Here is a 12,442-nt window from a genome sequence, read left to right as displayed (position 1 = left end):
TGGGGGCAGGACATCTGCCATGGAGATAACTTTATTGAGTACCCACTCGTCGATAAACTCCATCCGGATTGAATATTTGTCAACCAGAGCGAGCGAATCATGGACCGATTGACCTCGATGCGGGTGTTCGCGGAGATCGTCGACCGGGGCAGCGTCACCGGCGCCGCCGACGCCCTGGACATGTCCAGGGCCATGGCGAGCCGCTACCTCGAGGGCCTCGAGGACTGGCTGGGCGCGAGGCTGCTGCATCGCACCACCCGCAAGCTCGCGCTCACCGACGCGGGTCAGCAGGCTCTGGTGACCTGCCGGGAGATGCTGGCGCTGGCCGCCGACGTGGTCGCGCAGGCGGGCTCGGGGAGCGTCGAGGCGCAAGGGCGCTTGAGATTGACATCCTCGCCATCGTTCGCGACGGCGCAGTTGACCGCCGCGGTGGTGGAGTTTCAGGCGCTGCACCCCAGGGTGGAGATTGACCTGGTGATGGTGGATCGGACGGTCGACCTCGTCGAGGACCGCATCGACCTCGCCATCCGGCTCAGCAACCACGTCGCTCCAGGCCTCGTGGCGCGTCGCCTGGCGATCTGCCACTCGGTCCTGTGCGCGTCGCCGTCCTACCTCGAGCGAGCCGGCCCCCTCCAGCGGCCCGACGACCTGCGCGCGCACCAGTGCGTGATCCACAGCACCGGCTTCGCGCCGGAGTACAGGCTCACCCGGGCGGGCGAAGCGGTCACCGTCGCGGTGAGCGGCGCGATCACGGCGAACGAAACCGCCGTGGTCCTGGCCTCCGTGCTGGCCGGCGCGGGCATCGCCATGCTGCCGACCTATCTCGTCGGTGATGATTTGCTTCGCGGCACCTTGCAGCAGGTCCTGCCGGACTACGCCCTGGCCCCCATCGACGTCCAGGCGGTCTATCTGTCCCGGCGACATCAGCCAATGCCGCTCAGGCTGCTCATCGAGTTCCTGGCGAAGCGCTTCGGGGGTGAGACGGCGCCCTGGGACCGTCGATAGGCGCCCCGCGCAGGTCCCGAACGCCCCCGGCACCCCCCTTGCGCGCGGCGCCGCCGCACCCCGTCCCCGGCCCGTGCATCAAACCATTCCAGAAACGCATAACCCGCGCATGCGCTTGAGTTACGGCGTGATTACATTGGAACCATCGTTCGGCGAAGCCACTGCCTGAGGCGCGGCATTGGGTCAGCTCCGCGGTCTCCTCCTCTGTCAGACAGGGGGGCGAGCCACCGGATCGGAGCTGACCCAATTCCGCTTTTCATATCCTCAAATTGGGAATCGCCATGAACCAACCCGTAATGGAAGGGCTGCGCCTGAACGTGCCGGCCTACGTCAAGCACCAGCGCCTCGTCGCCTGGGTCGCCGAGATCGCCGCGCTCACCGAGGCCAAGGACGTCTACTGGTGCGACGGCAGCCAGGCCGAGTACGACCGCCTGTGCCAGCAACTCGTCGACGCCGGCACCTTCCAGAAGCTGAACCCGGCCAAGCGCCCCGGCAGCTACCTCGCCTGGAGCGACCCCAGCGACGTCGCCCGCGTCGAGGACCGCACCTTCATCTGCACGAAGAACAAGCTCGACGCCGGTCCCACCAATAACTGGATGGAACCCGCCGAGATGCGCGCCCTGCTGCAGACCGGCGACCAGGCGCTCTTCAAGGGCGCCATGCGCGGCCGCACGCTCTACGTCGTGCCGTTCTCGATGGGCCCGATCGGCTCCCCGATCGCCCACATCGGCGTCGAGCTGTCCGACAGCCCCTATGTCGCCGTGAACATGCGCATCATGACCCGCATGGGCCGCGCGGTCCTGGACACGCTGGGCGACAACGGCGAGTTCGTGCCCTGCGTCCACACCGTCGGCGCGCCGCTGGAAGCCGGCCAGGCCGACGTCAAGTGGCCCTGCAACAAGACCAAGTACATCGTCCATTACCCCGAGACCCGCGAGATCTGGTCCTACGGCTCGGGCTACGGCGGCAACGCGCTGCTGGGCAAGAAGTGCTTCGCGCTGCGCATCGCCTCCACCATGGGCCGCGACCAGGGCTGGCTGGCCGAGCACATGCTGGTCCTGGGCGTCACCTCGCCCGAAGGCAAGAAGCACCACGTCGCCGCCGCCTTCCCCAGCGCCTGCGGCAAGACCAACTTCGCGATGCTGATCCCGCCCGCCGGCTTCGAGGGCTGGAAGGTCACCACCATCGGCGACGACATCGCCTGGATCAAGCCCGGCAAGGACGGCCGCCTGTACGCGATCAACCCGGAAGCGGGCTACTTCGGCGTCGCCCCCGGCACGAACCAGAAGACCAATCCCAACTGCATGGCCAGCCTGGACAAGGACGTCATCTTCACCAACGTCGCGCTGACCGACGACGGCGACGTCTGGTGGGAAGGCATGACCGACACCGCCCCGGCCCACCTGGTCGACTGGCAGGGCAAGGACTGGACGCCCGCCATCGCCAAGGAAACCGGCGCCAAGGCCGCCCATCCGAACGCCCGCTTCACCGTCGCCGCGACCAACAACCCGGCGCTGGACGCCGAGTGGGACAACCCGGCCGGCGTGGCGATCGACGCCTTCATCTTCGGCGGCCGCCGCTCCACGACCGTGCCGCTGGTGACCGAGGCCCGCGACTGGACCGAGGGCGTCTACATGGCCGCCACGATGGGCTCCGAGACCACCGCAGCGGCCGCCGGCCAGCAGGGCGTCGTGCGCCGCGACCCGTTCGCGATGCTGCCCTTCATGGGCTACAACATGGCGGACTACTTCCAGCACTGGCTGTCGCTGGGCGCCAAGCTGTCGGCCTCCGGCGCGACGCTGCCCAAGATCTTCTGCGTCAACTGGTTCCGCAAGGGCGCCGACGGCAAGTTCGTCTGGCCCGGCTACGGCGAGAACATGCGCGTCCTGAAGTGGATGCTCGAGCGCGTCGACGGCAAGGGCCAGGGCACCGAGCACGCCTTCGGCACCAGCCCGCGTTATGAAGACCTGAACTGGCAGGGCCTGGCCTTCACGCCGGAACAGTTCAAGACCGTCACCCACATCTCGAACGAGGACTGGGCGACCGAGCTGAAGCTGCACGACGAACTCTTCGTCCAGCTGGCCCAGGGCCTGCCGGCCGAACTGCCGGCCACCAAGGCCCGGATCGAGCAGCGCCTGTCCCAGGCCTGATCGACCGGACCGCGCCGGACCCCCGGCGCCCCCCGAACCGAATCCCGCCCGGAAGCCGCCTCGAAAGAGGCGGGTCCGGGCGGACCCATTTCCGGCGTCCGGAAAAGGCAAAGCCCGCTCGAAACGACTCGAAGCGGGCTTTTGTCTTGTGAGGCCTGGTGCGGATGGCAAGGAGAGCCTGCGCTCACCTCCAGACGTCACGGCCGGGTCTGTACAGCCCCCGGCGGGGTCGGCGTTCAGCCGTTGCGGCGGGCGTTCGCGGCGCGCAGTTCAGCGGCGAAGGAGGGCATGCTCTCTTCGTACTGGGCGGCCAGCAGCAGCAGTTCGCGCTCGGCGCGAGCCATCTTGGAGGCCTCGATGCGGGCCTTCACGTTGGTGATCGTGCGGGCCCAGACGCGGGCACCGATGGTGGCGAACGTACCGCCGCGACGCACCGTGCGGCTCAGCGGCAGACCGAAGGTTTGGGTAGCGACGCTCATGGCGATTTCCTTTGTTTGGCTTGTTTCGCGGCCCTTCTGGAGCCGACGGAACGAACTATAGGGTTTCCCCTAGTCATGACGCCAATGAAAGATGGGCATCGAATGTATAAACACCGTGCATATCATTGGGCGGAGCGCGTGCAGACCGTGATCGAACGCACATCGCCGGGCGCCGGATGCCAAGGAATGCGCAGGAACGCCCCGGGTTGAGCGGCCTGCCAGCGCCCGCCGCCGGTGTCGCGCGACCGCGAATCCCCGCTTTCCCCGTGACAAAGTGCCCGCCAGAAAGGCCGCCATGAGCTTCCGGAACCTCGACCTGAACCTGCTGAAGGTCTTCGACGCCGTCATGGCGGAGCGCTCGATGACCCGCGCCGCCGAGCGGCTGTCGATGACGCAACCGGCGGTCAGCCACGCGCTGAAGCGCTTGCGCGAGGCGCTCGGCGAGGACCTGTTCGTGCGCCAGGCCTTCGGCATGAAGCCGACCTCGCGGGCCGAGGGCCTGTGGCCGGAGGTCCGGTCGGCGCTGACGCGGCTGCGGGTGGCGCTGGATCCGGGCGACTACAACCCGGCCGCCGAGGAATACACCTTCCGCCTGGCGATGGCCGACGCGACCGCCGCGCTGATCCTGCCGCCGCTGATGCAGGCGCTCGAGCAAATGCGAGCGCTGGCCAACGTCCATGTGCTGCCGCTGACCACCCGTGATCCGCGCTCGCTGCTGGAGCAGGGCGAGGCCGATTTCGCGCTCGGTTACTTCCCGACCGCCGTGGCCGCGCTGAAGGGGCAGGGCGACATGGCGGCCATCCGCCAGCAGCGGCTGTACGACTCGTATTACGTCTGCGTGATGCGCCGCGGCCATCCGCTGGCCGACCAGGAGCTGACGCTGGATGCCTTCTGCCAGGCGCATCACCTGCTGGTGAGCTTCTCGGGCCGGCCCTACGGCTTCGTCGACGAGGCGCTGTCGGCGCTCAAGCGCAGCCGGCGGATCGCGCTGACGGTCAACCAGTTCTTCACCGCCGGCCGCGTGGTCGCCCACTCGGACCTGCTGACGGTGCTGCCGCAGTCCTTCATCACCGCGACCGGTTATCAGGAATCGCTGATCTACCGCCCGCTGCCGATGCAGCTGTCGCCGGTGCACGTGGACCTGCTCTGGCACCTGCGCAACGAGGACCGCAGCGCCCAGCGCTGGATGCGGGAACGGCTGATCGAGTCGGTGGCGCCGTCGCCGGGGACGGCGCTGGCGGGCGCGAGCGGCGACAATCGCGCCCCATGAGCATTGCCCACGACCTTTCCGACGCCGAGTTCGATGAACTCGACGATCTCCTCGCCGCCACCCCCGAACCGCTCGAGCCGCTGGACGCCTCGATGCTGGACGGCTACCTGGCCGGCGTGCTGGTGCAGCCGCGGCTGATCCCGATCGAGGAATGGCTACCGCCGGTCTTCGACTACGAAGGCCGCCCGCTGCCCGACGACATCGACCCCGCCTGGCTGGCCCGCATCCGCGCGCTGGTCGAGCGCCGGTTCGCGTCGCTGAACCAGAGCATGTTGGAGCAGGGCTGGTTCTACCCGGTGGTGCTGGACCTGGACGCCGATGACGCGGGCGACGCCGACAGCGCGAACGACGCCGATGGCGCCGACAACGCCGCTGAAGCCGAGGAGAAGGCCGAGGATGCCGTCGAAGCGGCCGCCGAGATCGCCGCCGCCGAAGGCACCGATCCCGACGCGATCCAGCTGCCCGACGATCCGATCACTCGCGCGCTGCTGCCGTGGGTGGGCGGTTTCGAATACGCCGCGGTGACCTTCCCCGACCTGCACGAGCAGGCCGACGACAACGTCAACACGCTGCTGGCGCGCCTGTATCGCCACCTGCCGGCCGAGACGCCGGAGGAAAAGGAGATCGTCGAGACGCTCAATCGCGAGCACCCGCTCAAGAACATCGACGAGGCGATCGAGGACCTGATCCTGACGGTGGTCGACCTGCAGGAAGCGACCGAGCAACAGCGCTACCACGTGGAGCAGGTGCGCCGCGACGCGCCGAAGCTGGGCCGCAACGACCCGTGCCACTGCGGCTCGGGCAAGAAGTTCAAGAACTGCCACGGCGCCGCCTGAGCGCCGCTCGCCTGACCCGATGAACGCCGGCCTTCGCGCCGGCGTTTTTCATGGTGCGTCGTTCGCCGCCGGTCGTCAGCGGTCGAACCCGCCTCGAGCCCGGTCGCCGCTCAACCGGCGGCGCTGAAGTCCTCGATGCGCAGCGACTGGAGCGCCGCGTCGAGCCGCGCCGTGTCGCCGCCCAGCAGCCGGCTCGCTTCCCGCGCGCCGCCGAGCACCGCGCGGCAGGCGGCGACCATCGCCTCGGGCGGCGCCAACCGCACCCGCGGCCCCGAGATCGCGATCGCGCCCTGCGCGTGCCCGCCCATCGCGAAGACCGGCGCCGCGACCGAGGCCGTGTCCGGTTCGCGCTCGCCGTAGGACGCGGCCCAGCCGCGGGCGCGGATCGCATCGAAGCCCTCCCGCCGGTCGTCCGAGAACGCGCACAGCACCTTGCCCGACGCGCCCTGGTGCAGCGCGTATTGCTGGCCGATCGCCACCGCCGCGCGCACCGAGCGCGCCGGCTCCCACCGGTAGAGCGCGATCCGCGCGTCCTCATGGCGGACGTAGAACGACGCGGTCTCGCCGGTCTCGGCGCTCAGCTGCTTGAGCAGCGGCTCGATCACCGGCCCGACCTGGAACGAGCGCTGGTAGATCGTCGACAGCCGCAGCGGCGCCGGCCCGATCGCATAGGCGCCGTCGGGCAGCTTGCGGACGAAGCCGCCGTGTTCCAGCGCCGTCAGCAGCCGCAGCACGGTGCTCTTGTACAGGCCGGTCCGGCGCGACAACTCGGTCAGCGTCAGGCTGTCGTCGTCCTGCCCGAACGCGCCCAGCAGCGCGAAGGCGCGGTCGAGCACGGCCACGCCGCTGCTGTCGGCGGTCTCGCCGCCGGCGCCGTCGGAAGGGGGATGTTGGTCAGCCACGGGTAAACCCTCGCCTCATCGTTGATCGCGTCGCCTACAGTTCTATCAGACAAATCACAGTTCTGCCAGATAGAACAAACACGGAGACGACCGATGACCCGATCCACGATGCCTTCCCGGCCCTCCCTGATCCGCGGCGCCGCCGGGGCGCTGCTCGCGACGCTGGGCGCGACCGCGGCGGTCGCCGCCGAACCGGCCTATCCGGCGCAGCCGATCAAGCTGATCGTCCCGTTCCCGCCGGGCGGCGGCACGGACATCGTGTCGCGGCTGGTGCTGGACAAGATCCGCGAGGACACGGGCTGGACCTTCGTCGCCGACAACAAGGCCGGCGCGGGCGGCAACATCGGCCTGGACGCGGTGGCCAAGAGCAAGGCCGACGGCTACACGCTCGGCATGGGCCAGACCGCCAACCTGGCGATCAACCCGACGCTCTATCCCAAGATGCCCTACGACGCGTCCAAGGCCTTCACGCCGGTGGCGCTGGTCGCGGGCCAGCCGGTGGTGCTGGTGGTGTCGACCGCCTCGCCGTTCAAGTCGGTCGCCGACCTGGTCGCCGCCGCCAAGGCCAAGCCGGGGTCCTTGTCGATGGCCTCCGCCGGCAATGGCACGGTGGGCCACCTGACGGGGGAGCTGTTCTCCAAGCAGGCCGCCATCAAGGTGACCCACATCCCCTACAAGGGCGCCGGCCCGGCGGCGACGGACCTGCTCGGCGGGCAGGTGGACTACTACTTCGCGACGCCGCAGACGGTGGTGTCCTTCATCAAGGCCGGCAAGCTGCGCGCGCTGGCGGTCAGCTCGGCGGCGCGGCTGCCGGTGCTGCCGGACGTCCCGACCGTGGCCGAGAGCGGCTTCAAGGGCTTCGACACGGCGGACTGGAAGATGATCGTCGCGCCGGCCGGCACGCCGGCGGCGGTGGTGACGCGGATGAACGCGCAGGTGCAGAAGGCGCTGGCCAAGGCGGCCATGATCGGCCAGCTGCAGTCCGAGGGCAGCGTCCCGATGGCCGGCACGCCGCAGCAGGCGGCCCAGTTCCTGGCGCGCGAGCAGAAACGCTGGGGCGACCTGGTCCGCGCCGGCAACGTCAAGGTCGATTGAGCGCGCGGCGGAGTTCCCCATGAGCCACCAGCCCCTGCGCGGCGTGCGCGTCCTGGACCTGACCAACGTCCTGGCCGGCCCGTTCGCGTGTCATCAACTGGCGCACCTGGGCGCCGACGTCATCAAGGTCGAGGCGCGCGAGACCGGCGACCTCGCCCGCCAGCTCGGCGCGGATCCGGCGCTGAACCAGGCCCACATGGGCGTGTCCTTCCTGGCGCAGAACCCGGGCAAGCGCTCGATCACCGTCGACCTCAAGCGGCCGGCCGGCAAGGCGGTGTTCCGCAAGCTGGTCGCGACGGCCGACGTCGTCGTCGAGAACTTCCGCCCCGGCGTCATGCAGCGGCTGGGCGTGGGCTTCGACGAGCTCCGGCACGAGCATCCGCGCCTCGTGTACTGCGCGATCTCGGGCTTCGGCCAGGACGGCCCGTTGCGCGACCTGCCGGCCTATGACCAGATCATTCAGGGCATGTCCGGAATGATGAGCATCACCGGCGATCCGGAGACGGCGCCGCTGCGGGTCGGTTATCCGGTGGCGGACACGATCGGCGGACTGACCGCGGCGATGGCGATCGCGGCGGCGCTGGCCGACCGGGACCGGACATCCGCGACCTTCATCGACGTGTCGATGCTCGAGGCGGCGATGGCCACGATGGGCTGGGCGGTGTCCAACCTGCTGGTGGCCGGCCGCGAGCCGCAGCCGATGGGCAACGACAACGTGACCGCGAGCCCGTCCGGCACCTTCCGCACCGGCGAGGGCCTGCTCAACATCGCGGCCAACAAGCAGGAGCAGTTCGAGGCGGTATGCGCCGTCGTCGGTCATCCGGAATGGACGACCGACGCGCGCTTCGCCGACCGGCAGGCGCGGCTCCGGCATCGCGCCGAGCTCAAGCACCTGCTCGAGGCGGCGATGAGCGAGCGCCCGGCATCGGACTGGTGGCAGCGCTTCACCGCCGCCGGGGTGCCGGCAGGGCCGGTGCTGTCGGTGAAGGAGGCGCTGGCGCATCCGCAGATCGCGGGGCGCGGCATGGTCGGCGGCTTCGAGGACGTGCCGGGCGTGGGGCGGCCGATCCGGGTCGTGCGCACCGGATTCAAGCTCGACGGGCAGGCGCCGTCGGTGGCGACGCCGCCGCCGCGGCTGGGCCAGCACACCGACGAGATCCTCGAGGAACTGGGCTACGGCGCCGACGAGCGCGCCGCGCTGAAAGCGGAGAAGGCGGTATGAACGAACAGGACGACGTGCGCGGCACGAGCGGCACGAGCGGCACGAGCAGCACGAGCAGCACGAGCGGAACGGGCGGGAGCATCGGGCGCGCGCCGGGCGCCGATGCGGTGCACGACCCGCGGGTGCCGGACTGGTGGCGGACTTCGATCATCGAGATGTCGCCCGGCGTGATCCGCTACCGCGGCCATGCGATCCAGGACCTGATCGGGCAGGTCAGCTTCGCCCAGATGGTCTGGCTGATGACGCGCGGCGAGCTGCCCGGCGCGGAGCAGGCCAAGCTGCTGGACGTCGCGCTGATGGCGGCGGTCGACCACGGCCCGCAGGCGCCGAGCATCGCGATCGCGCGCATGGCCGCGACCTGCGGCGTCGGGCTGAACAACGCGATGGCGTCGGCGCTGAACGTGCTCGGCGACGTGCATGGCGGCGCGGGCGAGCAGTGCGTGGAGATGCTGCAGTCGATCGCGGCGCGGATGGACGCGGGCGCGTCGCTCGAGGCCGCCACGGCCGCGGGCCTGGACGAGGCGATCGAGCTGCGCGGCAAGTTCGTCTCGGGCTTCGGCCACCGCTTCCATCCGGTGGATCCGCGCGCGCCGCGGCTGCTGGAGCTGGTCGACGAGGCGGCGGCGCTCAAGGTCGTGTCGGGCCGCTTCGCGCGGATCGGCCGGGCCGTCGAGGCCGAGCTGCAGCGCCGCAAGGACGGCCGCCGCATCCCGATGAACATCGACGGCGCGACGGCGGTGATCTATGCCGAGCTCGGCTTCCCGGCGCCGCTGGCCCGGGGGCTGTTCTGCATCTCGCGTTCGGTGGGCATCCTGGCGCATGCGTGGGAGCAGACGCAGCAGGGCGGGCGCAACAAGGGCCCGATGCCGCGCGAGTACCTGTGGACCTACGACGGTCCGCCGGCGAAGCGCTGAGGCGGGCGGCCCGCCGGCCGCGATCGCCGGCGCTGGCGTCTGCCTGACCAGGCAGGTGGCGCTCAGACCTCGATGACGAGGTCCGGCCGGTAGTCCGCCTGCTCGCCCTTGTTGGCGTAGCCCAGCGGATTGGCGACGACGCGGCAGCGGTGCGGCACCTCGCCGCGCGGGCCGGACGGCGACTCGACGACGTAGTCGTGCGCGCAGTGCAGGTGGCCGTGCAGCCACAGGTCGGCGAAGGGCAGCAGCTCGTCCAGCGCGTTGCAGAACCCCGCCGTCCCCGGCGTCAGCCCGTAGCGCGGATCGGCGCTGCGCAGGCTCGGCGCGAAATGGGTGACCGCCACCGTCTTGCCGTCGAAGGGTTGGGCCAGCGCCTCGCGCAGCCAGGCCTGGCAGTCGAGCGCCACGTCCCGCATGCCTTCGGCCAGCAGGTGCTTCCCGTCGACGAGCGTCGAGAACCGGCGCAGGTAATGGTTGGCGGCGCGGAACGCCTTCTCGCGCGCGGCGAGCTGTTTCGTCGGCGTCGGCTCGCGCGCCGCCAGCGCGTCGAAGTCGGCCCACAGCGTCGTGCCGATGAAGCGCACGTCGCCGATGACGAGCTGCTCGCGGTCCAGCCACTCGATGCCCAGCTCGTCGCAGGTCTGGCGCAGCCGCGCCTGGGCGGTGGCGAAGTCCAGGCCGTCGTACTCGTGGTTGCCCGGCACGTACAGCACCCGCGGCCACGGCGCGTCCGCGCGTTTCGGCGAGAAGCGGCCCAGGCCGAAGTCGTTCGTCACCAGCCGCGAGCCGGCCTGGTACGAGCCGACGTCCCCCGCCAGCACCAGCAGGTCGACGCCCGGCGCGGCCACCGTCTGGAAGTCGGTCTGGCGTTCGAGGTGGAGGTCGGAGATCAGTTGCAGGCGCACGACGGGACGGGGCGGAACGGACAAGCGGGAGATTCTGCCCGCTGCGCCGCGGCCCGCGCGCGATGCGGCGGGATACTCGCCCGATGCAGCCGCCCTCGAACGACCGGTCGGGATCGAAGGATCCGCAGCCGCACACGGAACCCGACTTCCTGTCCTCGATGCGCGAGGACCTCGCCGACTGGCGGCAATGGCTGGCGCGGGCCGTCGTGCTGGCGTACGCCGTCGCGGCGGGCCTGGCCGTCGTGCTGTTCACCTGGCTCAGCGACCTGGCGATCGAGGGCTTCGCCCAGGTCCGCCACGGACCGGCCTGGCTCGCGCTGGTCTGGACACCGTGCCTGACCGCCGCGCTGGTCTGGATCACCCGCCGCTTCGCGCCGGGCGCCGCGGGTTCCGGCATCCCGCAGGTGATGGCGGCGCTGTCGCCGCGGGTGACACCAGGCTCGCAAGGGCTGTTCGTCTCGCTGCGGCTGAGCGTGGCCAAGATCGCCTTGACCTCGGGCGGCCTGCTCGGCGGCCTGGCCATCGGCCGCGAGGGCCCGTCGGTGCAGATCGCCGCCGGCGTCATGCAGCATGCGCAGCGCTGGCTGCCGCGGCGCTCGCCGCTGAACCACGACGGGCTGCTGGTGGCCGGCGGCGCGGCCGGCATCGCCGCCGCGTTCAACGCGCCGCTGGCGGGGGTGATGTTCGCGATCGAGGAACTGACCCGCAAGATCGAGCAGCGCAGCAGCGGGCTGATCATCGCGGCCATCGTGCTGGCCGGCCTGATGGCGGTGTCGGTGTTCGGCAATGCCAGCTACTTCGGCCGGCTGCGCGTCGACCACCTGACCTGGGCTCACCTGTTGCCCGGTCTGCTGACGGCCGTCGGCTGCGGGCTGCTCGGCGGCGTGTTCTCGCGGCTGCTGCAGCGCAGCCTGCTCGGCGGGACGGACCGCTTCAGCGCCTGGCGCGCGCGGTATCCGGTGCGCTTCGCCTTCGGCTGCGGCATCGCGATCGCGGCGATCGGCCTGGTCAGCGGCGGCGCCACCGACGGCAGCGGCTACGACTACACCCGCGGCCTGGTCGAGGGCCACCTCGACCTGCCGGTGCTCTACGTCACCTTGCGCCTGGTCGCGACCTGGCTGGCGGTCTGGTCCGGCGTGCCCGGCGGCATCTTCGCGCCGTCGCTGGCCATCGGCGCGGGCATCGGCAGCGACATCGCCCAGCTCACCGGCACCCACGAGGGCGCCGCCGCGCTGATCGCCATCGGCATGACCGCCTTCCTGGCCGCGGTGACGCAGGCGCCGATCACCGCCTTCATCATCGTGATGGAGATGGTCGACGGCCACGCGATGGTGCTCAGCCTGATGGCCGCGGCGCTGCTGGCCAGCCTGGTCTCGCGCTGGATCAGCGTGCCGATCTACCACCGGCTGGCGCAGGCGCAGCTGGCACGCCTGCCCGTCGCGCCGCCGCCCGCGCCGGGTCCGGACCCCGCGTCGCGGCCGCCGGGCTGAACGTCGGGCTGAAGGTCGGGCCGAACTTCGGGCCGGATTTCGGAGGGCGCGGACCGCCCGTCCGGCCCGGCGCCGTCAAGCACGGATCCCCACGCTGCGTCTTCCTGGATTCCCGCCCCGGCCCCGTGACACACTCGCCAGCGGCCGGATGTCGGCCGTCAGAGAGGAACACAA

Annotated in this window: 11 protein-coding genes; 8 read left to right on the top strand and 3 right to left on the bottom strand. The window is 70.7% G+C overall.

Annotation, left to right across the window (positions count from 1 at the left end):
• Positions 1 to 99: 99 nt before the first annotated feature.
• Both N5D62_RS00345 and N5D62_RS00340 read left to right on the top strand, forming a co-directional pair.
• Positions 100 to 1,005, top strand: a complete 906-nt coding sequence (locus N5D62_RS00345) for a LysR family transcriptional regulator (RefSeq protein WP_279755328.1) — start codon at positions 100 to 102, stop codon at positions 1,003 to 1,005.
• Between the two features lie 281 nt (positions 1,006 to 1,286).
• Entirely contained in the window at positions 1,287 to 3,155 is a 1,869-nt protein-coding gene (locus tag N5D62_RS00340; protein ID WP_279755327.1) for a phosphoenolpyruvate carboxykinase (GTP), read from the top strand.
• Between the two features lie 236 nt (positions 3,156 to 3,391).
• Here the strand turns inward: N5D62_RS00340 and N5D62_RS00335 are convergent, their stop codons facing one another.
• Positions 3,392 to 3,634 (bottom strand): hypothetical protein, encoded by a 243-nt coding sequence (locus tag N5D62_RS00335; protein WP_279755326.1) that lies wholly within the window; start codon positions 3,632 to 3,634, stop codon positions 3,392 to 3,394.
• Between the two features lie 295 nt (positions 3,635 to 3,929).
• Between N5D62_RS00335 and N5D62_RS00330 the strand changes: the two genes are divergently transcribed.
• Together N5D62_RS00330 and N5D62_RS00325 are read left to right on the top strand one after the other, a co-directional pair.
• Entirely contained in the window at positions 3,930 to 4,904 is a 975-nt protein-coding gene (locus N5D62_RS00330; protein ID WP_279755325.1) for a LysR family transcriptional regulator, read from the top strand.
• Complete coding sequence (locus tag N5D62_RS00325) at positions 4,901 to 5,740, top strand: UPF0149 family protein (protein WP_279755324.1); 840 nt, start codon at positions 4,901 to 4,903, stop codon at positions 5,738 to 5,740. Before N5D62_RS00330 ends, N5D62_RS00325 begins: the two co-directional genes overlap by 4 nt.
• A 110-nt stretch (positions 5,741 to 5,850) precedes the next feature.
• Here N5D62_RS00325 and N5D62_RS00320 read toward each other — a convergent pair whose 3' ends face one another.
• Positions 5,851 to 6,642, bottom strand: a complete 792-nt coding sequence (locus tag N5D62_RS00320) for an IclR family transcriptional regulator (protein WP_279755323.1) — start codon at positions 6,640 to 6,642, stop codon at positions 5,851 to 5,853.
• A 93-nt stretch (positions 6,643 to 6,735) separates the two neighbouring features.
• On the opposite strand from N5D62_RS00320, the gene N5D62_RS00315 reads away from it, so the two are divergent.
• The 3 genes from N5D62_RS00315 to N5D62_RS00305 are packed head-to-tail and all read left to right on the top strand — an operon-like array spanning position 6,736 to position 9,873.
• Complete coding sequence (locus N5D62_RS00315; protein ID WP_279755322.1) at positions 6,736 to 7,737, top strand: tripartite tricarboxylate transporter substrate binding protein; 1,002 nt, start codon at positions 6,736 to 6,738, stop codon at positions 7,735 to 7,737.
• 19 nt (positions 7,738 to 7,756) lie between these two features.
• The gene (locus N5D62_RS00310) at positions 7,757 to 8,959 is read left to right on the top strand and encodes a CoA transferase (protein ID WP_279755321.1); all 1,203 of its coding nucleotides are present in this window, start codon (positions 7,757 to 7,759) and stop codon (positions 8,957 to 8,959) included.
• The gene (locus N5D62_RS00305; RefSeq protein WP_279755320.1) at positions 8,956 to 9,873 is read left to right on the top strand and encodes a citryl-CoA lyase; all 918 of its coding nucleotides are present in this window, start codon (positions 8,956 to 8,958) and stop codon (positions 9,871 to 9,873) included. Before N5D62_RS00310 ends, N5D62_RS00305 begins: the two co-directional genes overlap by 4 nt.
• A gap of 62 nt (positions 9,874 to 9,935) precedes the next feature.
• Here N5D62_RS00305 and N5D62_RS00300 read toward each other — a convergent pair whose 3' ends face one another.
• Positions 9,936 to 10,778, bottom strand: a complete 843-nt coding sequence (locus tag N5D62_RS00300) for a metallophosphoesterase (RefSeq protein WP_279755598.1) — start codon at positions 10,776 to 10,778, stop codon at positions 9,936 to 9,938.
• An 83-nt stretch (positions 10,779 to 10,861) separates the two neighbouring features.
• Here N5D62_RS00300 and N5D62_RS00295 point away from each other — a divergent pair, with 83 nt between their 5' ends.
• On the top strand, positions 10,862 to 12,268 hold the full coding sequence (locus N5D62_RS00295) for a chloride channel protein (RefSeq protein WP_279755319.1): 1,407 nt from the start codon (positions 10,862 to 10,864) through the stop codon (positions 12,266 to 12,268).
• Positions 12,269 to 12,442: the final 174 nt, after the last annotated feature.

This window comes from Mitsuaria sp. GD03876, from assembly GCF_029840635.1.
Lineage (GTDB): Bacteria > Pseudomonadota > Gammaproteobacteria > Burkholderiales > Burkholderiaceae_C > Roseateles.
The sequence above is the reverse complement of the archived record's forward strand: the minus strand, read 5'-3'. Positions and strand labels throughout refer to the sequence as shown.